This is a genomic window from Labrenzia sp. R5_0 (assembly GCF_017743835.1).
Lineage (GTDB): Bacteria > Pseudomonadota > Alphaproteobacteria > Rhizobiales > Stappiaceae > Roseibium > Roseibium algicola.
Genome location: NZ_JAGHRK010000001.1, coordinates 1,084,681 through 1,103,442 on the forward strand (window position 1 = coordinate 1,084,681; position 18,762 = coordinate 1,103,442).

Here is an 18,762-nt window from a genome sequence, read left to right on the forward strand (position 1 = left end):
CTATGGTGTTGCGCTTTCGTGCCGCTTGGCCGCGACGTGTCGCACGTTACAGCTCTCGGCTGGTCTCCAGTTGCAAATGAAACTTCTGGTCTTTCGCGGTCGGCTGTTGGCGTGTTATGTGCCATGCAAACTTCTGCCTTCCTGAAAGTATCCAAATGACCGTGACGACCCCCGATAGCTTTGTCGACGACAGTCTGGCAAAACGAAACGCGCTGCTATTGGCTCTGGCGCAGGCAATTGGTGGGGCTTCGGCGTCGATCGTGATCGCAACGGCGCCGCTGGTCGGGTATTCGATGCTGGATACGGACAAGTCTCTGGCAACCTTGCCCGTGTCGGCGATGGTTCTGGGAACAGCTTTCGGAACCATTCCCGCCGGCATGATCATGCGCCGCTACGGCCGCAGGACCGGTTTCATGGGGGCAGCTTTGCTTGGCGCTATCGCCGGGCTGCTGGCGGCATTCGCGGTTTTCCAGGACGAGTTTCTGATGTTTGCCCTCGGGTGCTGCATCAGCGGTTTTGCAGGCGCATTCGTGCAGCAATACCGCTTTGCGGCAGCGGACACGGCAAGTGACGCCTTCAAGCCGAAGGCCATCTCATGGGTGCTTGCCGGTGGTGTTCTGGCAGGGGTGGTTGGTCCGCAAACGGTTATCGCCACCAAGGACCTGTTCTCGCCAATCCTGTTCGCCGGAACCTATCTGGCGCAGGCGGGCTTGTCCCTGATTGCCTTTTTCCTCGTGGCTTTTCTCCGAATTCCAAAGCCGCAGCGGCACAGCCATGCCCAGGCGGGAGGACGTCCATTGCGCCAGATCATGTCGCAACGCCGTTTCATCGTCGCGGCAGCCTGCGGTATCTGTTCCTATGCGCTCATGAGCATGGTGATGACGGCCACGCCGCTGGCCATGATCGGCTGCGGCCTGTCGCAGAATGACGCCACGCTTGGCATTCAGTGGCATGTGCTTGCCATGTTCGGTCCGAGTTTCTTCACGGGTAATCTCATCGGTCGCTTCGGCAAGGAGCGGATCGTCTCGATTGGCCTGCTGCTGCTGGCCGGATGTTCCGTGGTCGCGTTGATGGGGGTCGACCTTGCCAACTTCTGGATCGCGCTGATCCTGCTCGGCCTTGGCTGGAACTTCGGCTTCATCGGAGCCACCGCCATGCTGACGGATACCTATCGGCCCGAAGAGCGGAACCTGGTGCAGGCGGTCAACGATTTCCTGGTGTTCGGCTTTGTTGCTGCCGCATCGTTCTCGTCCGGTGCTTTGCTGAATGTCTACGGCTGGAACACGGTCACCCTTCTGGTGTTTCCCTTTGTGGTGCTCTGCATCGGCTTGCTTATCTGGCTTGCAGTTGCGGAAAGAAGAGCGGATACAACCGCTTAAAGTACCTTCGAAATTCCATTTCGTCAGCGCAGCATAATTACTGCGCTGCATCAAACAATACCGTAACGGAAGTTTTGAATTAAACAATGTGAGAGCTTGACGAGGCGCGCCGCTTTGCTGCTATCGTTACCCTCCCTCACGTCGAGGAATTGATGTGAAGGGCCGTCAGGCGGCAAAAAACGACAAGAAAATCAGTCCGCCGCAGCTTTGGGAGGAAGTATGATCGAGCTTGTCGTCATCATTTGTGGCCTCTTGTCCATTGCCTATGGGGCGTGGGCCATCCAGTCCGTTATGGCAGCGGATGCAGGGAACGCGCGCATGCAGGAGATCGCCGAGGCGATCCAGGAAGGGGCTAGCGCTTATCTCAATCGTCAATATACGACTATTGCCATTGTGGGGGCCGTTGTTTTCGTGCTCGCCTGGCTATTGCTTTCCGGCACCGCGGCAATCGGATTTGCCATCGGCGCCATCCTCTCGGGAGCTGCCGGTTACATCGGCATGATGGTTTCCGTCCGGGCCAATGTGCGCACCGCCCAGGCGGCCAGCCAAAGCCTCGGGGCAGGGCTGGAAATCGCGTTCAAGGCCGGTGCCGTCACCGGCCTTTTGGTTGCCGGGCTAGCGTTGCTTGGCGTGGCAGTCTATTTTGCCATCCTCACCGGAATGATGGGGTACGACCCGACGGACCGTACAGTGATCGACGCGCTGGTCGCGCTCGGCTTCGGTGCCTCCCTCATATCGATCTTCGCCCGTCTCGGCGGCGGTATCTTCACCAAGGGGGCTGACGTCGGCGGTGATCTGGTCGGCAAGGTTGAAGCCGGAATACCGGAGGATGATCCACGCAACCCGGCGACTATCGCCGACAATGTCGGCGACAATGTCGGCGACTGTGCGGGCATGGCGGCCGATTTGTTCGAAACCTACGCGGTGACGGTCGTCGCCACGATGGTTCTGGCCTCGATCTTCTTCACGAGCAGCCAGGCCATCGACCTGATGCACCTGCCGTTGCTGATCGGAGCTAGCTGCGTGGTGACGTCCATCATCGGCACGTTCTTCGTCAAGCTCGGCAGCAACAACTCGATCATGGGGGCGCTCTACAAGGGCTTCATTGCCACGGCGGTTCTGTCCGCGGTTGCCCTCGCGATCATCATCTTCGGCTGGATCGGTGCCGGCACCGAGTTCACGACATCGGGCGGCACGACCTTTACCGGGTTCGATCTGTTCGTCTGTGGTCTCGTAGGTCTCGTGGTGACCGGGCTGATCATCTGGGTGACCGAATATTACACCGGCACGGAGTATCGTCCGGTGAGATCCATCGCCCAGGCGTCGGTGACCGGTCATGGCACCAACGTGATCCAGGGTCTGGCCGTGTCACTGGAAGCAACGGCCCTGCCGGCGCTGATCATCATCGCGGGCATTCTGGTCACCTACGCCTTCGCGGGCCTCTTCGGGATTGCGATTGCCGTAACGACCATGCTGGCGCTCGCAGGCATGGTGGTAGCACTCGACGCCTTTGGTCCGGTGACCGATAACGCCGGGGGGATTGCCGAAATGGCGGATCTTCCGGCGGAAGTGCGCACCACGACGGACGCCCTCGATGCGGTGGGGAACACCACCAAGGCGGTCACCAAGGGCTATGCCATCGGGTCTGCTGGGCTAGGTGCACTGGTGCTCTTTGCCGCCTATACGGAAGACCTGAAGTTCTTCTCCAGCAATGCTGCGGAAGGGTCGATCTTCTATGGCATCGACGTCGGCACCCTGTTCACATTGTCCAATCCCTATGTGGTTGCAGGTCTCCTGTTCGGCGGCCTGTTGCCCTATCTCTTCGGCGGCATTTCAATGACCGCCGTCGGCAGGGCTGCCGGAGCGGTGGTGGAGGAAGTCCGCCGCCAGTTCAAGGAAAAGCCGGGCATCATGCAGGGCACGGAACGGCCGGATTACGGCCGTGCGGTGGACATGCTTACAAAGGCGGCGATCCGGGAGATGATCATCCCCTCGCTGCTGCCGGTGCTGTCGCCCATCGTGGTGTTCTTCCTGGTCAAGGCCGTGGCAACACCAGCCGACGCCTTCGCGGCGCTTGGTGCGATGCTGCTGGGCGTGATCGTGACAGGGCTCTTCGTGGCCATTTCCATGACCGCCGGTGGCGGTGCCTGGGATAACGCCAAGAAGTCCTTCGAGGACGGCTTCACCGACAAGGACGGTGTGACCCACCAGAAGGGAAGCGAGGCGCACAAGGCCTCGGTGACAGGCGATACGGTTGGGGATCCCTACAAGGATACCGCCGGTCCGGCTGTGAACCCGATGATCAAGATCACCAACATCGTGGCCTTGCTGCTGTTGGCGATCTTGGCGCACTGACGCCCCGGAAAAAGAAAGCCCCGGCCGATGGCCGGGGCTTTTTGCATTGGGTTGTGGCTTTTGCCTCAGAGACCAAGGCTCGGGTTGGTCGCACCGCGCAGGATCTGCGTCAGGAAGCCATAGTCGGCACCGCCCGTACGGGTCTTGCGGGTGACGATGTCGACGATCTTGCCGTCTTCAAGCGAGTAGTTGCCGAGGTCCTGGACGTAGCCGTCCTTGTCGAAGTAAACCGCGACGACGCGCTGCTCGACGATATCTGGAGCCATGAAGGCGGTCGTGGCGGTTTTCTGCGAGATGTAATAGTAGGCATCGCCGTTGAGGCTGGACGTAGTCGACGGGGTTCCCAGGACCAGCTCAACCTGTTCGCGGCTGGAGCCGACCTGAACCTGGTTCAGCATGTCGCTGGTGATCACGTGCCCGTGCGTATAGGTGGAGGTAAAACAGCCGCCGAGCGGTAAGGTGACCAGAAGCGGAAGGATCAGGGCGCTTGCCTTGAAGTTCATCTAAGAATTCCCGTTTCGCCAGACCGGTCTGGCTGCTCTTGAATTTCGTTGCTTGGCAAAGTCACTATCGTGGGATAGGGCACAAGGCAACACCTGACTTAAAAGGAGATGCCATGCTGTTTGGCCTGTTCCGCCGTCGGACCCGCGATGCCGAGCACAAGGTCTATTGTGAAATCGTGGCTCAAGCACGGCAGCCAGTCTTTTACACCGACTTTCACGTGCCCGATAGTGTCGACGGCCGTTTTGACATGATCGTGGCCCATGCAGTGCTGTATTTCCGCCGGATGCGCGGGGAGGGGAAGTCGGTCTCGGAGTTTACGCAGAACGTCTTTGACCTGTTCTTTCTGGACATGGATGCATCGCTGCGTGAAATGGGTGTCAGCGACACGCGCGTGCCCAAGAAGGTGAAAGTCATGGGCGAAGCCTTTTATGGTCGTGCCGATGCCTATATTCCGGCGATTGAATCAAAAAACGTTGAGGAGCTGGCAGAGGCGCTCGGCCGCAACATCTATCCGGATGCACCGGAGCCGGTCGCACAGAAGCGTTTGGCGTACTATATGCTGGAAGCTGCCGAAAGCCTCGAGGGGCAGACGGTGGAAGCACTGATGAACGGGAGCATCGTCTGGTCCGACCCTGAAAAATTCAAGGCATTGCCGGTCTGAGAGCCTAGCCGGCGGTGCAAGAGGCCGCGACAAAGGTGCCAAGGTAAAAACAAAAATGACAAAAGAAACTTTCCCCTATTCGTACAAGGTCAACGCCGCCCGCGTTGTCGACAAGGACGAACGCGTCACTGTCAGTCCGGACGAAGCCGCGCTCAAGGCCATAGCAAAGACCTATGAGCTCGATGGTATTCGCGACCTCAAGGCGGATTTTCTTCTGAAACCGTATCGCAAGGCGGGACTGCGTGTCGTCGGCCCGCTGACGGCAACGCTGGAACAGACCTGTGTGGTGTCGCTGGAACCTTTCGAAAGCCAGCTGAAGATCGATGTCGATCGCACCTTCGAGCCCCAGTCCAGCCGGCCGCGCAAGGTCAGCGATCTCAATGAGGACGGCGAGATTGAAATCGACCTGGAAACCCTCGACCCGCCCGATGTCATTCTGGACGGTGTTCTCGACCTTGGTGCCGTGATCTGCGAGGAACTTGCACTTACGCTCGACCCGTTCCCCCGCAAGCCGGGAGTGGAGTTCGAGGGTGGAGATGGCGACGACGACAGCGTCGATGAAGAGCCCGAGGCCAAACCGTCCCCCTTCGCCGCCTTGAAGGCACTCAAGGAACAGCCGGATAACTGATATCCATTGTATTCACAGGTGCCGGAACGATTTGGACTGGGTCTTCATGCAGGTTTTCAACGTCAGAACTCTCCGCGATCAGGAAAACGGTTGTCAGTCTTGCCAAAACCGTTATGTTCGCGCCCGTTCTAGGCCCTTGCCGGACCTGCAGGACTTTGTCTGGAAGCACCACTCGGTGCTGTTCTTGGTAGCGAAACGTCAAAAGACCTTCTAGATGGCGAAAACTATTCCGATTTCTCTGGATGCCATGGGCGGCGATCATGGGGCTGACGTCGTCATTCCCGGGGCGGAAATTGCACTTGTCCGCCATCCTGACATCCGTTTCCTGCTGTTCGGCAATGAAAAGGTCGTGCTGCCGCTCCTGGAAAAGTATCCAAGGGTTCGCGATGCTTCGACGTTCCATCATTGCGATGTCTCCATTGCGATGGACACCAAGCCCAGTCAGGCACTGCGTCAGGGCCGCTGGCGCTCGTCCATGTGGCGGTCCATCGAGGCGGTAAAGACAGGCGATGCATCCGTTGCGGTCTCTGCCGGCAACACGGGCGCGCTCATGGCCATGTCCAAGTTCTGCCTGCGGACAATGGCCAATATCGAACGTCCGGCGATCGCGGCCATCTGGCCGACCATGCGCGGTGAGTCCGTGGTGCTTGATGTCGGTGCAACGATTGGCGCCGACGCACAGCAGCTTATCGATTTCGCCATTCTCGGTGGCGCCATGGCGCGGGCCCTGTTCGGTGTCCAGAAGCCGAGCGTCGGCCTGCTGAACATCGGCGTGGAAGAGGTCAAGGGACTGGAAGAGGTTCGCACCGCCGGCCGGCTTCTGCGCGAAACGCCGCTGCGCTCGCTGCATTACGCCGGTTTCGTCGAGGGTGACGACCTTGGAAAAGGCACTGTCGATGTCGTCGTGACCGAAGGCTTTGCCGGTAACATTGCGCTCAAAACCGCGGAAGGCACGGCCAAGCAGATCGGCAGTTACTTGCGTTCGGCCATGAATCGGACCTTTATGTCCAAAATCGGCTATCTCTTCGCCAAAGGCGCCTTTGATCTTCTGCGCGAGAAAATGGATCCGCGCAAGGTCAACGGCGGCGTGTTCCTGGGACTGAATGGCATTGTGATCAAAAGTCACGGCGGGACGGATGCTGAAGGCTATGCCTCGGCGATCGACCTTGCCTACGACATGGTCAAAAACGAACTGACACACAAGATCGCCCAGGATCTTGTGCATTATCATCGTGGCCGCTTCGCAGAAGCCGCGCCGACATCGGAAGGTGATTTGTGAGCGTAATCCGTTCGACCGTAACCGGCTGCGGAAGTTTCCTGCCGGAAAAAATCCTGACCAACGACGATCTCTCCAAGATGGTCGACACGTCTGATGAATGGATCGTACAGCGCACCGGCATCCAGCAGCGCCATGTTGCAGCCGAAGGCCAGATGACCTCGGACCTTGCTCTGGAAGCTGCCAAGCGCGCGCTGGAAAGCGCCGGCCGGGATGCTCAGGAGATCGACACCATCATTCTGGCGACCGCCACACCAGACAACACCTTTCCGGCAACGGCTGTCACCGTCCAGGCCAACCTGGGCATCTATCACGGTGCCGCATTCGATGTGCACGCCGTTTGCTCGGGCTTTGTCTATGCCCTGACGACGGCCGATGCCTATATTCGGGCAGGCTTGGCGAAGCGCTGCCTGGTTATCGGTGCAGAGACGTTCTCACGCATTCTGGACTGGACCGACCGGACGACCTGCGTTCTCTTCGGCGACGGCGCTGGCGCTGTCGTGGTGGAAGCTTCGGAAGGCGAAGGCACGACCGCCGACCGGGGTGTTCTCACATCGCACCTTCGCTCCGACGGCCGACACAAGGAAAAGCTCTTCGTCGACGGTGGACCGTCCTCGACCGGTACCGTTGGGCATCTCCGGATGGAAGGCCGTGAAGTTTACAAGCATGCGGTCGGCATGATCACCGACGTGATTGAAGATGCCTACAAGGCAACGGGCACCACATCGGAAGATCTCGACTGGTTCATTCCGCATCAGGCCAACAAGCGCATTATCGATGCCAGCGCCAAGAAACTCGGTATCGCTCCCGAGAAGGTCGTGACCACGGTCCAGCATCACGGCAACACCTCTGCCGCGTCCATTCCGCTTGCGCTGGATACGGCCGTCAGGGACGGACGTGTCAAAAAGAACGATCTCGTGATGCTGGAAGCAATGGGGGGCGGATTCACCTGGGGCTCCGTTCTGCTGCGCTGGTAAGTCCTGTCTAACTTCCTACGACAAATCTGATTTCCACCAAGAGTTCCGGTTGACCGGCTCGCCGCAAGGCCGTACCGTATGGCCTTGCATCGGAGTTCTTGTGCAAAATCAGCCAGATGATGGCGTCGTTGAGGAGGGGTTATGGGCAATCGGACTATTACCCGCGCTGATCTGTGTGAGGCCGTTTATCAGAAAGTTGGTCTGTCCCGGACCGAGTCTTCTGAATTGGTCGAACGCGTACTTTCTGAAATTTCCGACTGTCTTGTGACCGGAGAATCAGTAAAATTATCAAGCTTCGGGTCTTTCGTGGTCCGCTCCAAGGGGGAGCGCATCGGCCGCAATCCGAAGACCGGCGAGGAAGTACCTATTTCACCGCGCCGGGTGATGGTGTTCAAACCGTCTAACGTATTGAAACAGCGGATCAATGATGCGCTGACAGGACAGGCCAGCAAATAGCCAGAAAATTATAAGACCGGATGAGCTCGCAGGAAAAAAGCCCCGACGCCTTTCGTACTATCAGCGAAGTCGCAGAAGATCTTGACCTGCCGCAGCACGTGCTGCGGTTCTGGGAAACACGCTTCTCGCAGATCAAGCCGCTGAAGCGTGGGGGAGGTCGCCGGTACTACCGGCCGGACGATGTCGAGCTTCTGAAGGGCATCCGTCATCTGCTCTACGGTGAAGGCTACACGATCAAGGGTGTACAGCGGATCCTGAAAGAGCAGGGGCCACGCTTCGTCATGCAGATCCGGCATGAAGACATGTCGGCCCTGCAGGCCGTTGCCACTGCAGAACCTGCACAGGCGGAGCCTGCGCCTGCCCCTGCGATGATTTCCCAAAATGGCCAGCATGAAATCCATAACGGCCCGTTGCCAAGCGGCGTTCTGGCGGACAATGCACCGGAACCGGCACCAGCCCAGGGTCATGGGCATTTCAGTATTCTTGGTCGCCTGCGCGGTGAGAAACCGGCTCAGGGCACAGGGTCCCATTCGTCCGTGACGAAGGAGGATATCCGCCGCCTGCAGGCAACCCTCTTTGAGTTGCTGGAATGCAAGCGAACGCTGGATCAGGCGCGCTGACCTTCATACCTCGCCTTACTGGTCTGCCTTGCGTTTGAAAAGTTTCGCCAGGAAGCCAGGTTTTTTGCCGGCCTTTTCCGAAGTTTCGTTCGAAACCTGAGCCTGCTTGACGAAGTCTCGCAATTCGGCAACCGACATCCTTTTTGATGACGGGGAAGTCTTTCCGGCAATGCGGGTGTCATCCAGCCGTCGGGCTGCGGTGGCGATCGTCTGATGAACTTGCGATGCGGTTGACGGTGAAACGGGTGTAGCAGTTTCAGGGTAAGCTGGTGTAGCTGGCTGGTCTGGCCGGTCCAGTGCCGACATCTCCTGTTCGAAATCCTCCTCGCTCCGAACGTCTGGAAGCTCTTGAGAGGAAGGCTCTTCTTTCAGCTCCTGTAAACGTTCCAGGATGGCTGCGTCCACGGGGTCGTGCGGATCCAGCTCTGCATCCTTGTTCCCGTCCGTATAGTTCCCGGTTTCATTCAGGTCTTCATCGTAGCGAACGTATTTTGTCGGCACATCTTCACGGAGGATACCGAATTTGGGATTGTGGACGACCTTGAGTTCAATCGTACCCAACCCGTCATCGTCTTCCTCATGGTAGATTACCTGGATCTTTTCGTTCTCCTCACGGCCAAAAACGTCTCCATCATCGATCAGGCGACTACTCTTGTTCGTGAACTTTGAAAACGCGACGAGGATCTCGGCAAGGTACTCTGGCGGCAACCTGCAAGGCAGCACCTCCACCCTGTACCCGGTTAGCCACTGGGAGCCGATCCCCATCATGCCGATCAATTGCTCGCCGGTTTCGGGAACCTGTTGTCCGTAAGGATTGGGCAAGAGGTACAGGTCGTCGTGGTTTGAGGCGCGAGCCAGCGCCGAGAAGGCATCCGGCTTCAGCATGAAGCTGCTTGGAGCCCAAAAGACGGCGTCCGGCCGGGATCTTTCCACGATGATCGCCGTGATCAACCTTGCGATCTCCATGGCTTGCAAGGTTTCCTCAGCCTCGCAGAAAGCCAGACTTTCCACTCCGGAAAGTGTCTTCAGGTTCTCTGGCAGCGAATCCGTGGGGATGAGGCTTTTTCGGACCGAAATCTGCGTGCAGGCCGCAATCTCGTTCAAAAGGTCGGCCGCTTCCGGAAAAGCGGTCCGGGCATAGATCGTTTCAAGCGCAGCATCTATCAGCGGCGTGTGTTCGAAGAGGCCTGTCTGTGTGACAAGAACATGGAACTTGCCGCACAGAAAACGCTTGTTGACGTCGTCTGACGTGTTCAACAGCTGGCAAGCGCTGCGCGGAACGCCCACCTTTTCCGCGACAGCTACAATGACAGCCATGATCGCGTCTCCGTCAAGCGGCTGATAGCGCTTGTAGAGGATCTGGGAATCGACGCTTGGAAGCGGATGCGTTTTCAACGGTAAGACCACACCTGATTTGCGGAATGATGCGGGAGGTTAGGCAACTTTGGTGAAAAAGGCCTTATCGCCTCTCAACTTGGTTGCCAAAACCGGTTCCTGCACGTCACTCCAGTCCGAGGCAGGACGCATAAAAGCTCGTGGTTGCCGGCCAGTCCGAAAAGATGCCCTTGACGCCAACCTGGCGCGCCAGAACATCCACAACCTCATAAAGCTTGCCGTCGCCGTCGATGGCATCGTTGACGGTCTGATAATACCAGCCGCCGCCGGACGACAGCGGTCCCGACCTTTCAAGCGTCCAGGCAATCAGCTCGATACCGGCTTCCTTTGCTGCAATCGCATAAGCCGAGGGAACGATCTTGCCGTCTTCCTCAGCAAGAAGGACAAACAGCGGCGGTGCGAGGTAGTTGACGCCCATGTCCTTCAGTTCGGTCATGGAAGGGGAGAATGTTTCCGGATCCATGGGATCAACATCGCGGCGGCTTTCAAGGAAGACTGCCTGCTTGCCGAAGTCCGGTTCGTTTTCGATCCAGTAGAGAACGTCATCAAGGTTGAAGGATTGCGGGTAGACGTCTTCTGCCGGAATGCCTGCCGCCTTGTATTCGTCAATCAGTTTCTGGGCATAGTCGGCCTGGGTAAAGCCATCAAAAGGCATCTCGACTTCAGGGGCCTTCAACTCCGGAGTGAATTTCACGCCGAGGTCCTTGAAAAGGCGGATCGAGGCGTCGTGTGTCAGCAGCGTTCCCGTGCCCGCGTAGAGATCCGTGCGCCAGGGCGCGGTTCCATTCTGGTAAGCTTCAGGCGTTGTTGCCGTTTTGTCTGCACTGTCCATCTTGCCCTGCAAAGACGAGAACTCAGCCAGGGTCAGATCACTCGTCCGGCATTCGGCCGCAGCCGGGGTCTCACCCGAGGCCGGAGTGAAGCCCGTGGTGCATTTACCGGCGAGATCGGTCGTCAGAATGTTTGTGGTCGTGTGCAGATCGTTCTGGGAATGCCGGCACACCAGTTCCTTGTCCTTGGTAAAGGTGACGTCGCATTCCAGGATGCCCGCTCCCATGAGTGCCGCAGCCCGGTAGCCTTCCTCCGTGTGTTCTGGAAACTGCAATGGGGCGCCACGATGGCTGATGGAAAACAGGGTGCGTTTTGCCGGCTTGCCGATGCAGGCTTCCAAGGTGTCCTTCAGCGGGCCGTCAGTCATCTGGGACACAAGGTAGGCGGGGCGGGGCCCAAGCTCGACAGTGCCTGCTTGTGCAGGCAAGACGGCACACAGCCCGGTCAGGCAAAGAGCAACTTGTTTGAGGTGCATGAGGTATCCAATGGCTTTCGTGGCAAGAAGGGCAATAATTAGCGGCACGCATGCCGGGAGCAAGTGCAATAGCTGCAACTAGGCGGGTTGCCAGGCAAGTCTGAGTGCTTCCGGGCCTCTCACGGACAGGCCACGCTTGTAGGTGACGTTGTTGTCAACCAGCTCAATCGTGCTGAACCTTTTCAGCAGTGTTGAAAAGATGATGTCCATGTCCAGACGTGCAAGATGGTTGCCGAGGCAGAAATGTGCGCCCCGGCCAAAGGCAATGTGCCAATTCGGCGTTCTGCCAACATCGAAGCGGTCAGCGTCGGGAAATTGGGCCGGGTCGCGGTTGGCTGCTCCATAGAGGACGCCGAACTTCGTCCCACGCGGATACGCGTCGCCGCAAACCGTCATGTCCTCGGTTGAATAGCGGTGGAAGAACGGCAAGGGAGATTCATAGCGGAACATTTCCTGCACGGCCGTTTTCATCAGTGACGGATCTTCGCGCAGACGCTGCAGCTCATTCGGAAACTTCAGCAGCGCATGCATGCCACTGCCGAGAACGTCGATGGTTGAACCGTGACCGGCCATCAGGATCAGCATGGCGGTCGAGATGAATTCGTCCTCGTTCATCTGGCCGGCCCGTTCAGCTTCGATCATGAGCGATAGAAGGTCGTCCTGCGGTGCGCGTTCGCGCTTTGCTTTAAGCGTTTGCAGGTAGTGATAGAATTCTGTCGTGTTGCGTTCAGCCAGTTCCTTGCGCTCATTCGTCCGGTCGATGTCGAAATACTGAACAATGTTTTCCGACCAGATGCGCAGTTGCGGGCAGTCCTCATCGGGAACGCCCAGAACGCGGCCGATGATGTGACCTGGAACATGGGCGGCCAGATCTTCGATAAAGTCGATTTCGGTGCGGTCTGACAGACTGTCGAAAAGGCGGTCGACATAGGCCTGTATGTCATCGCGCAACTTGCCGACCATCACTGGCGTGAACAGTCTGAACACCTGCTTGCGCAGCCGGTCGTGAATGTCCCCGTCGCTGTCCAGCAGAGAGAACTGCACGAACCGGGAATGATGCGGCATGTCATGCCAGTTTTGGGCGCGTTTCATGTCCGCGATTTCTTCCGCGCTCGCGATGTGGTCCATGGATCGCACCATCTTGCCGTTCTGCACGATTTCCGAAACGTCATCGAATTTCGCTGCCAGCCAGATATCGAAATCCTCGAAGTAAGTCAGACCCTTGCGGTCACGCAGTGCGGCGTAGAACGGGTAGGGGTCTTGTGCAAAGGCATCGGACAAAGGCGCGAAGGAAAGGTCTGTGGACGGGCTCATGAAGGGCTCTTGAGGTCGGGTTGGATGGGGTAGAATTGTGATTCTTGGCAGGGTCGAAGATTTGGCTGGCCAAGTGCAAGCGAAAAGCGGGAGCTATGGGCCATTTTTGACGTGTTTGGGCGAGTTATCCCAAGCCAGGCCTTCAGCTCTTGGGGATTGTGAGGAAATGACATTTCTGACGATATCGGCAGAGGTTCGGAAATCTTAACAATTCCTAAACGCGGGCTGGAAGGCCTGCTTGCACAGACCAGCAGAACCGTGAGTGCGTGAGGCCGAAATGCGTGTGCCAAAGGCTTTCAGTGACGAGTACCAGACCTTCTTGCGGGAGACGGGCTTGGACAACCCCAATCCGCAAGCCCTCCTCATGGAACTTGCCTCGCTCTCCATGGAAGTCTACCTGAAGGAAATCGCCTGGCTTTCCGAGTTCATCGGCAAGATCGAGCGCGCGAAAAAGGCTGCAGCCTGACGGTAAGCTGTTGACTGGATTGCGCCATTTCTGGCGGAAGACATGTTTCTCCGGAATTTGGTCTTGTGCCTATCGAAGATTGTGAACCAAGTCGTTGCAATTAAGATGACGAATGACGCTACGTGAAGCATACTCGGACGATATAATGTCCGGAGCAGCTGTTTCATGTCCATCAGTCAGTTCTCCACCACCAAGGAAATTCTGAGGTTCGAGGGCGCCAACAAGGCGGCCTATTGGCGCAAATTCGCTTTGCTGCTGTCGCTTGCCGTGATCATCGCGACGATGGGACTGTTGCGAAATTCCGGTGCTGTCGTGATTGCGGCCATGCTGGTGGCCCCGCTTATGACCCCCATCCTGGGCATCGCCTCATCGATCGTGATGGGATGGGTTGGCAGGGCGCTCGTCCTGATGCTGACTGTCTGGATCGCCGCCGGCTGCAGCATCGTGATCTCGTGGCTGATTGTCTGGATAGCGGATGCGCCTTCAACGCTGCTGCTGCCGGATGAAGTCCTCAGCCGGAGCAATCCCGGGGCGGAAGACATGGTCGTTGCGCTCGCCGCGGGCATTGCCGGTGCCTATGTGCAGATCAGGAAATCGGAAATCAGCCTTTTGCCTGGAGCGGCCATCGGCGTGTCCCTGGTTCCGCCGCTCGCGGCAGCAGGGATCCTGTTGTACTTCGGAGAACAGGAGGCGGCCTATGAGGCCACATTGCTCTTTGCCACCAATTTCGGGGCGATCATCTTCTCTGCAAGCCTGGTCTACATCATCCTGGGCCCACGGGAGCGGCTCTTCCGCAAAGCGCATCGGGGCGTCAAGTTCACGCTCGGCATGACGGTCACGCTTGCCTTCCTGTCGGTCGTTCTGGTCCAGCTTCTGGCGGCAACCTACCTGCGCTACATCGAAACCGGGACAGAGGCCGTTCTGGCACAGCGCACCAAGGAGTGGGCAGGGGACACGCCTGTCGAGATCATAAGGGTCGACGTTCACGCCCGCACCAGGATTGCGGAAATCTGGGTACTTCTCGATTTGCCATCGGACGCGCAGTACAAGATCGGCTCACTCGACGATTTTCTGCCAGCCGCGATGAAGGAACATCCGTTCAGAGAGGCCGCCCGTGAAGTTTTGGGAGAGGATTACAAGGTGGTCGTCAGATACCAGACACGCATTGCCTGGCTTCTGGATCTCGCCACGGAAACGATCGATGTAGCTCCTTCTGTCGATACCGTCAGAGAGGACTGACAGGTCATGCAAAAACAAACCCCGCCAGAGCGGCGGGGTTACGAGAGACTGCGTGTACTATTCCGTCCTAGGAGGCGGTCGACAGCGACTGGCTTGCCAGATAGGCAGCCTTGGCCGGAACCGAGAGCCAGGCCTGTGCCTGAGCGACGCGTTCCGGCGTGTAGTGATGTTCTTCGTGAAGCATGTTGACTGTACCAACCAGCGTATCGCCGAGAACAACGGGCAGGTTGATGACGGAGCCGCAGCCAAGTCGGCCTATCAGTTCGTAATCGGGAAAGACGGTCGCAATATCGGCAAGCGTGTTTGCGACAAAGCTTTTCCGGTCCTTGTGTACGGTTTCAAACCAGCGGTCATAAGTGATCGGTTTGGTTCCGGAGACCGGGTAATCTTCCGGATGCGAAGTGTAGGAGCGCTGCGCCAGCTCGGTATTCATGTCGGCTGTCATGAACGTGAACAGCTTCACGCCAATGGTTTCCTGCGTCAGCTTCAGAAGAGCATCAAAAGACGCATCCGGTGTGATCGCGTTGGAAAGGGCATGGTCAAACGTGGCCAAAGGGCCGGTGAAATCGGTCATGTATCGAAATCTCGAGCAATTCTGGTTGACGTTAGGCAGGGTGCAAGATGCCGCCGCTGGCGGCATAGAGTTCGCGGGAATAAGGATCTGAGAGCTGACCCGACTTGAGAGCGTCGACACCGGCAATTTCCACCACGCGGCCATAGCGCATGACAGCCAGGCGGTCGCACAGGAACGAGACAACCGGAAGGTTATGCGTGACCATAAGATAGGTCAGCCCCTGTTCCCGTCGCAGCTTTTTCAGAAGGTTCAGGATTTCCGCCTGTACCGAAACGTCCAGTGCGGATGTCGGCTCGTCCAGCAGTAGAACGCGCGGTTCCAGCATCAACGCGCGGGCGATCGCCACTCGTTGGCGCTGACCACCGGAAAGCTGATGCGGAAAGCGGAAGCGGAATCGCTGGTCCAGACCGACGGCGGCAAGCATGTCTTTCACTCGGCCGTCCCGACCGCCAATACCATGAATGGCGAGCGGCTCTGCAAGGCAGGTATCTATGGTCTTGCGTGGATGAAGCGAGCCGTAAGGGTCCTGAAACACCATTTGGCAGGTTTCGGCAAAGGTCCTGTCCGGTGAATGTCCGCGAGGTTTTCCTTCAACGGCAATGGTGCCGGTCCAGTCCGGGGCCAGTCCGGAGATTGCCTTCAGGATTGTCGATTTGCCTGAACCGGATTCCCCGACCAGCGCAAAACTTTCCCCTTCAGCAACATCGAAGGTGACGTCGTGAACAACAGCCGTGTCGCCATAGCTGATGGTGAGGTTTTCAAGATGGATGGCGGCGTCGGTCATGTTCCGGCTCCCGTGGTCCAGGTACTGCGGTCGAGAACGGGCAGCTCATCACGGTCTTCATTCATGCGCGGCATCGCGGCAATCAGGCCACGAGTGTAGGGATGCTGCGCGTTGTGCAGATCGCTCGCCTTGCACTGTTCGACGATCTCGCCGCTATTCATCACCAGGATGCGGTCGCAGTAGCGGGACACCAGGTTGAGGTCATGACTGATCAGGATCAGACCCATGCCCTTGCCGGTGACCAGATCGTCGATAATGTCCAGGACCTGTGCCTGCACGGAAACATCAAGCGCGGAGGTTGGTTCATCTGCGATCAGGAGATCAGGTTCCGGGATCAGCATCATGGCGATCATGATACGCTGGCCCATGCCGCCGGAAACTTCGTGCGGATAAAGACCCGCAACCCGTGCCGGATCGTTGATGCGCACAGCTTCCAGCATGGCAAGCACCCGTTCCTTCAGCTCCCGGCGTGGCAGCTTCTTGTGGGTGACGAGGGCTTCGGCAATCTGCTCGCCTACGGTCATCACCGGGTTGAGCGAGAATTTGGGGTCCTGCATGACCATGGAAATGCGGGCGCCGCGCAGATCGCGCATCTGGCGTTCACTTCGGCGGAGGAGGTCCATGCCGTCGAAGGTCATGCGCCGGGCGGTGACCTTTCCGGGTTTCCGGATCAGGCGCAGGATCGACCGGCCGGTCATGGATTTTCCGGAACCGGATTCGCCGACAATTCCGAGCCGTTCCCGCCCAAGCGTGAACGAAATACCCTTGACGACATCGACCGGGCCGCGGGCCGTCGGGAAGGTGACAGTGAGGCCGTCAACCTCGAGAAGCGGGGCGCTCATTGCTTGTCTCCCTGCTTGGGATCGAGCACGTCGCGCAGGCCGTCACCGAGGAAACAGAAACCGAGGCTCACCAGGATGATGGCAAAGCCCGGCATGGTGGCGACCCACCACTGGTCGAGAATGAAATTCCGTCCGCGCGAGATCATCGCCCCCCATTCCGGCAGAGGCGGCTGGGCGCCGAGACCGAGAAAGCCGAGACCGGCGGCCGTCAGGATGATGCCGGCCATATCCAGCGTCACGCGAATGATCGTGGAAGAAGCGCAAAGCGGCAGAACGTGACGGAGGATAACGCGGGCGGAAGACGCGCCTTGCAGGCGCACCGCCGCGATGAACTCTGCATCGCGGAAGGTAATCGTTTCCGCTCGGGCGATACGCGCATAGGCAGGCCAGGCGGTGATCGCAATGGCGATGATGGCATTCTCGATGCCGGGTCCGAGGGCTGCCACAAAGGCAAGCGCGAGGATCAGCTTCGGCATGGACAGGAAGATATCCGTCACGCCCATCAGCACCCGATCGGTCCAGCCGCCGAAATATCCGGAGACCGCACCGACGATGAGGCCGATTGGAGCGGCGATGACGGCCACCATGGTGACGATCATCAGCGTGATGCGCGCACCGTAGACAACGCGGGAGTAGATGTCCCGGCCAAGCTCGTCGGTGCCCATCCAGTGGGCCGCGGACGGCGGCATCAGGCGGTTTGCGAGATCCTGGCCGATGGGAGAGTAAGGGGCGATCAGCGGAGCAAAGATCGCCATCACGATCAGGACCAGGATGATGAAGCCGCCCACCACGGCAAGCGGATTGCGCAGGAGCGCTGCAAAGACACGCCAGGCGCGGCCTAGATTGGCCTGCAGGCGCGAGGCGGGGCTATCGTCGAGAAGCCAGTCGATCATTTGCGGGCCCTCGGATCGAGAATGCGGTAGAGCACATCGGAAATCTTGTTGATGAGGATGAACACGGCGCCGATGACGAGCGTCGCGCCCAGCACGGCGTTCATGTCGGCATTGAGAAGGGCACTGGTCAGGTAGTTGCCGATACCGGGCCAGGAGAACACGGTCTCGATCATCACGGAGCCTTCCAGAAGAGCGGCATAGGACAGGCCGATCACGGTGATCAGCTGGATACGGATCGGGTAGAACGCGTGGCGCCAGATGACACGGCGCTCGGGCACACCTTTCACCCGCGCGGTCGTCACATACTCGTGTCCAAGCTGATCCAGCATGAACGACCGGGTCATGCGGGCGATGTAGGCAAGGCTGAAGAAACCGAGGATCGATGCCGGCAGCATGAGGTGATCGAGCGCGTTCCAGAAGATGTCCCATTCGCCTGCGACAACACTGTCGATCAGGTAAAGCCCGGTTAAGGGATCAACAATGCCGTCGTAGAAGATGTCGATACGGCCGGGACCGGCAACCCAGCCGAGGCCGGCGTAGAAGACCGCAAGACCAACCAGCCCAAGCCAGAACGCGGGGACGGAATAGCCGAGAAGGCCGAGGACGCGGATCAATTGATCGATCCAGGTTCCCTGGCGGGTGGCGGCCAATACGCCCATAGGTACGCCGAGCAGCACGCCGATCAGGATGCCGATCGTGGCCATTTCCAGGGTGGCAGGGAAGAACCGCCCCAGGTCTTCAGCGACTGGCCGACCGGTGGAAATCGACATGCCGAGATTGCCGGTGAAGACGTCGCCCACGTAGGAGAAAAACTGGATGACCAGTGGCCTGTCCAGCCCCATCGCCTGACGGGCAGCTTCATAGACTTCGTTCGAGGCCCTGTCTCCGACTACTGCCAGAACCGGATCGATCGGCACCACGCGGCCGATGAAAAACGTAATTGCAAGCAGGCCAAGGAACGTTCCGGCCGTTACAAGACAGAAGCGCAACAGCGCCGCCGCACTGCCCAGCAGTTGGCTCGTCAACAGGCCCTCTCGTGCGTCGGTTACGCTCTCGGAAGGCTCAAAAGACATGCCGGTAGCGGCCTGTTGCC

The 18,762-nt window shown here is 58.6% G+C and carries 19 protein-coding genes; 10 read left to right on the plus strand and 9 right to left on the minus strand.

Going from position 1 to position 18,762, the window contains the following annotated elements; translation table 11 throughout:
- Positions 1 to 155 precede the first annotated feature (155 nt).
- The gene (locus tag J7447_RS05005; RefSeq protein WP_055656427.1) at positions 156 to 1,379 is read left to right on the plus strand and encodes an MFS transporter; all 1,224 of its coding nucleotides are present in this window, start codon (positions 156 to 158) and stop codon (positions 1,377 to 1,379) included.
- Between the two features lie 219 nt (positions 1,380 to 1,598).
- Entirely contained in the window at positions 1,599 to 3,734 is a 2,136-nt protein-coding gene (locus J7447_RS05010) for a sodium-translocating pyrophosphatase (protein ID WP_075281473.1), read from the plus strand.
- A gap of 65 nt (positions 3,735 to 3,799) precedes the next feature.
- On the opposite strand, the gene bamE is transcribed toward J7447_RS05010, so the two are convergent.
- Complete coding sequence (gene bamE / locus J7447_RS05015; RefSeq protein WP_006931570.1) at positions 3,800 to 4,237, minus strand: outer membrane protein assembly factor BamE; 438 nt, start codon at positions 4,235 to 4,237, stop codon at positions 3,800 to 3,802.
- Between the two features lie 113 nt (positions 4,238 to 4,350).
- Between bamE and J7447_RS05020 the strand changes: the two genes are divergently transcribed.
- The 6 genes from J7447_RS05020 (at position 4,351) to J7447_RS05045 (ending at position 8,856) form a co-directional block, all read left to right on the plus strand.
- Complete coding sequence (locus J7447_RS05020) at positions 4,351 to 4,899, plus strand: ubiquinol-cytochrome C chaperone family protein (RefSeq protein ID WP_023003814.1); 549 nt, start codon at positions 4,351 to 4,353, stop codon at positions 4,897 to 4,899.
- Between the two features lie 55 nt (positions 4,900 to 4,954).
- On the plus strand, positions 4,955 to 5,527 hold the full coding sequence (locus J7447_RS05025) for a DUF177 domain-containing protein (RefSeq protein WP_055653457.1): 573 nt from the start codon (positions 4,955 to 4,957) through the stop codon (positions 5,525 to 5,527).
- A 214-nt stretch (positions 5,528 to 5,741) separates the two neighbouring features.
- Complete coding sequence (gene plsX / locus J7447_RS05030; protein WP_023003817.1) at positions 5,742 to 6,806, plus strand: phosphate acyltransferase PlsX; 1,065 nt, start codon at positions 5,742 to 5,744, stop codon at positions 6,804 to 6,806.
- Positions 6,803 to 7,780 carry a beta-ketoacyl-ACP synthase III gene (locus J7447_RS05035; RefSeq protein WP_023003818.1) on the plus strand — a complete coding sequence of 326 codons (978 nt, stop codon included), beginning with the start codon at positions 6,803 to 6,805 and terminating at the stop codon, positions 7,778 to 7,780. Before plsX ends, J7447_RS05035 begins: the two co-directional genes overlap by 4 nt.
- Positions 7,781 to 7,921: 141 nt before the next feature.
- Entirely contained in the window at positions 7,922 to 8,236 is a 315-nt protein-coding gene (locus J7447_RS05040; protein WP_023003819.1) for an integration host factor subunit alpha, read from the plus strand.
- 20 nt (positions 8,237 to 8,256) lie between these two features.
- On the plus strand, positions 8,257 to 8,856 hold the full coding sequence (locus tag J7447_RS05045; RefSeq protein ID WP_023003820.1) for a MerR family transcriptional regulator: 600 nt from the start codon (positions 8,257 to 8,259) through the stop codon (positions 8,854 to 8,856).
- 15 nt (positions 8,857 to 8,871) lie between these two features.
- Here J7447_RS05045 and J7447_RS05050 read toward each other — a convergent pair whose 3' ends face one another.
- The 3 genes from J7447_RS05050 to J7447_RS05060 all read right to left on the minus strand — a co-directional run bounded on the left by J7447_RS05050 (position 8,872) and on the right by J7447_RS05060 (position 12,871).
- Positions 8,872 to 10,251, minus strand: a complete 1,380-nt coding sequence (locus J7447_RS05050) for a hypothetical protein (protein WP_209168971.1) — start codon at positions 10,249 to 10,251, stop codon at positions 8,872 to 8,874.
- 106 nt (positions 10,252 to 10,357) lie between these two features.
- A complete protein-coding gene (locus J7447_RS05055) occupies positions 10,358 to 11,557 on the minus strand; it encodes a glycerophosphodiester phosphodiesterase family protein (RefSeq protein WP_209168972.1) in 1,200 nt (399 codons plus the stop codon).
- 78 nt (positions 11,558 to 11,635) lie between these two features.
- A complete protein-coding gene (locus J7447_RS05060) occupies positions 11,636 to 12,871 on the minus strand; it encodes a cytochrome P450 (protein ID WP_209168973.1) in 1,236 nt (411 codons plus the stop codon).
- A gap of 277 nt (positions 12,872 to 13,148) precedes the next feature.
- Between J7447_RS05060 and J7447_RS05065 the strand changes: the two genes are divergently transcribed.
- Both J7447_RS05065 and J7447_RS05070 read left to right on the plus strand, forming a co-directional pair.
- Positions 13,149 to 13,337: a hypothetical protein gene (locus J7447_RS05065; protein ID WP_031270652.1), complete on the plus strand. Its 189-nt coding sequence runs from the start codon at positions 13,149 to 13,151 to the stop codon at positions 13,335 to 13,337.
- Positions 13,338 to 13,502: 165 nt separating this feature from the next.
- Entirely contained in the window at positions 13,503 to 14,576 is a 1,074-nt protein-coding gene (locus J7447_RS05070; protein WP_209168974.1) for a DUF389 domain-containing protein, read from the plus strand.
- A gap of 67 nt (positions 14,577 to 14,643) precedes the next feature.
- On the opposite strand, the gene J7447_RS05075 is transcribed toward J7447_RS05070, so the two are convergent.
- From J7447_RS05075 to J7447_RS05095, 5 genes are read right to left on the minus strand one after another with little or no spacing between them, the layout of a single operon-like run.
- Positions 14,644 to 15,150: a GAF domain-containing protein gene (locus J7447_RS05075; RefSeq protein WP_209168975.1), complete on the minus strand. Its 507-nt coding sequence runs from the start codon at positions 15,148 to 15,150 to the stop codon at positions 14,644 to 14,646.
- A gap of 31 nt (positions 15,151 to 15,181) precedes the next feature.
- Positions 15,182 to 15,934 carry an ABC transporter ATP-binding protein gene (locus J7447_RS05080; protein ID WP_023003827.1) on the minus strand — a complete coding sequence of 251 codons (753 nt, stop codon included), beginning with the start codon at positions 15,932 to 15,934 and terminating at the stop codon, positions 15,182 to 15,184.
- Positions 15,931 to 16,776 (minus strand): ABC transporter ATP-binding protein, encoded by an 846-nt coding sequence (locus tag J7447_RS05085; protein WP_055653473.1) that lies wholly within the window; start codon positions 16,774 to 16,776, stop codon positions 15,931 to 15,933. Before J7447_RS05085 ends, J7447_RS05080 begins: the two co-directional genes overlap by 4 nt.
- Positions 16,773 to 17,669 (minus strand): ABC transporter permease, encoded by an 897-nt coding sequence (locus J7447_RS05090; protein ID WP_023003829.1) that lies wholly within the window; start codon positions 17,667 to 17,669, stop codon positions 16,773 to 16,775. The genes J7447_RS05085 and J7447_RS05090 overlap by 4 nt, the downstream gene beginning before the upstream one ends.
- Positions 17,666 to 18,742, minus strand: a complete 1,077-nt coding sequence (locus tag J7447_RS05095; protein WP_209168976.1) for an ABC transporter permease — start codon at positions 18,740 to 18,742, stop codon at positions 17,666 to 17,668. The genes J7447_RS05090 and J7447_RS05095 overlap by 4 nt, the downstream gene beginning before the upstream one ends.
- Between the last annotated feature and the right edge of the window lie 20 nt (positions 18,743 to 18,762).

Coding starts and splice junctions, on each gene's coding strand:
- J7447_RS05005 (WP_055656427.1), top strand. CDS start 156: ATGACCGTGACGACCCCCGATAGCTTTGTCGACGACAGTCTGGCAAAA.
- J7447_RS05010 (WP_075281473.1), top strand. CDS start 1,599: ATGATCGAGCTTGTCGTCATCATTTGTGGCCTCTTGTCCATTGCCTAT.
- bamE (WP_006931570.1), bottom strand. CDS start 4,237: ATGAACTTCAAGGCAAGCGCCCTGATCCTTCCGCTTCTGGTCACCTTA.
- J7447_RS05020 (WP_023003814.1), top strand. CDS start 4,351: ATGCTGTTTGGCCTGTTCCGCCGTCGGACCCGCGATGCCGAGCACAAG.
- J7447_RS05025 (WP_055653457.1), top strand. CDS start 4,955: ATGACAAAAGAAACTTTCCCCTATTCGTACAAGGTCAACGCCGCCCGC.
- plsX (WP_023003817.1), top strand. CDS start 5,742: ATGGCGAAAACTATTCCGATTTCTCTGGATGCCATGGGCGGCGATCAT.
- J7447_RS05040 (WP_023003819.1), top strand. CDS start 7,922: ATGGGCAATCGGACTATTACCCGCGCTGATCTGTGTGAGGCCGTTTAT.
- J7447_RS05045 (WP_023003820.1), top strand. CDS start 8,257: ATGAGCTCGCAGGAAAAAAGCCCCGACGCCTTTCGTACTATCAGCGAA.
- J7447_RS05055 (WP_209168972.1), bottom strand. CDS start 11,557: ATGCACCTCAAACAAGTTGCTCTTTGCCTGACCGGGCTGTGTGCCGTC.
- J7447_RS05060 (WP_209168973.1), bottom strand. CDS start 12,871: ATGAGCCCGTCCACAGACCTTTCCTTCGCGCCTTTGTCCGATGCCTTT.
- J7447_RS05065 (WP_031270652.1), top strand. CDS start 13,149: ATGCGTGTGCCAAAGGCTTTCAGTGACGAGTACCAGACCTTCTTGCGG.
- J7447_RS05070 (WP_209168974.1), top strand. CDS start 13,503: ATGTCCATCAGTCAGTTCTCCACCACCAAGGAAATTCTGAGGTTCGAG.
- J7447_RS05075 (WP_209168975.1), bottom strand. CDS start 15,150: ATGACCGATTTCACCGGCCCTTTGGCCACGTTTGACCATGCCCTTTCC.
- J7447_RS05080 (WP_023003827.1), bottom strand. CDS start 15,934: ATGACCGACGCCGCCATCCATCTTGAAAACCTCACCATCAGCTATGGC.
- J7447_RS05085 (WP_055653473.1), bottom strand. CDS start 16,776: ATGAGCGCCCCGCTTCTCGAGGTTGACGGCCTCACTGTCACCTTCCCG.
- J7447_RS05090 (WP_023003829.1), bottom strand. CDS start 17,669: ATGATCGACTGGCTTCTCGACGATAGCCCCGCCTCGCGCCTGCAGGCC.
- J7447_RS05095 (WP_209168976.1), bottom strand. CDS start 18,742: ATGTCTTTTGAGCCTTCCGAGAGCGTAACCGACGCACGAGAGGGCCTG.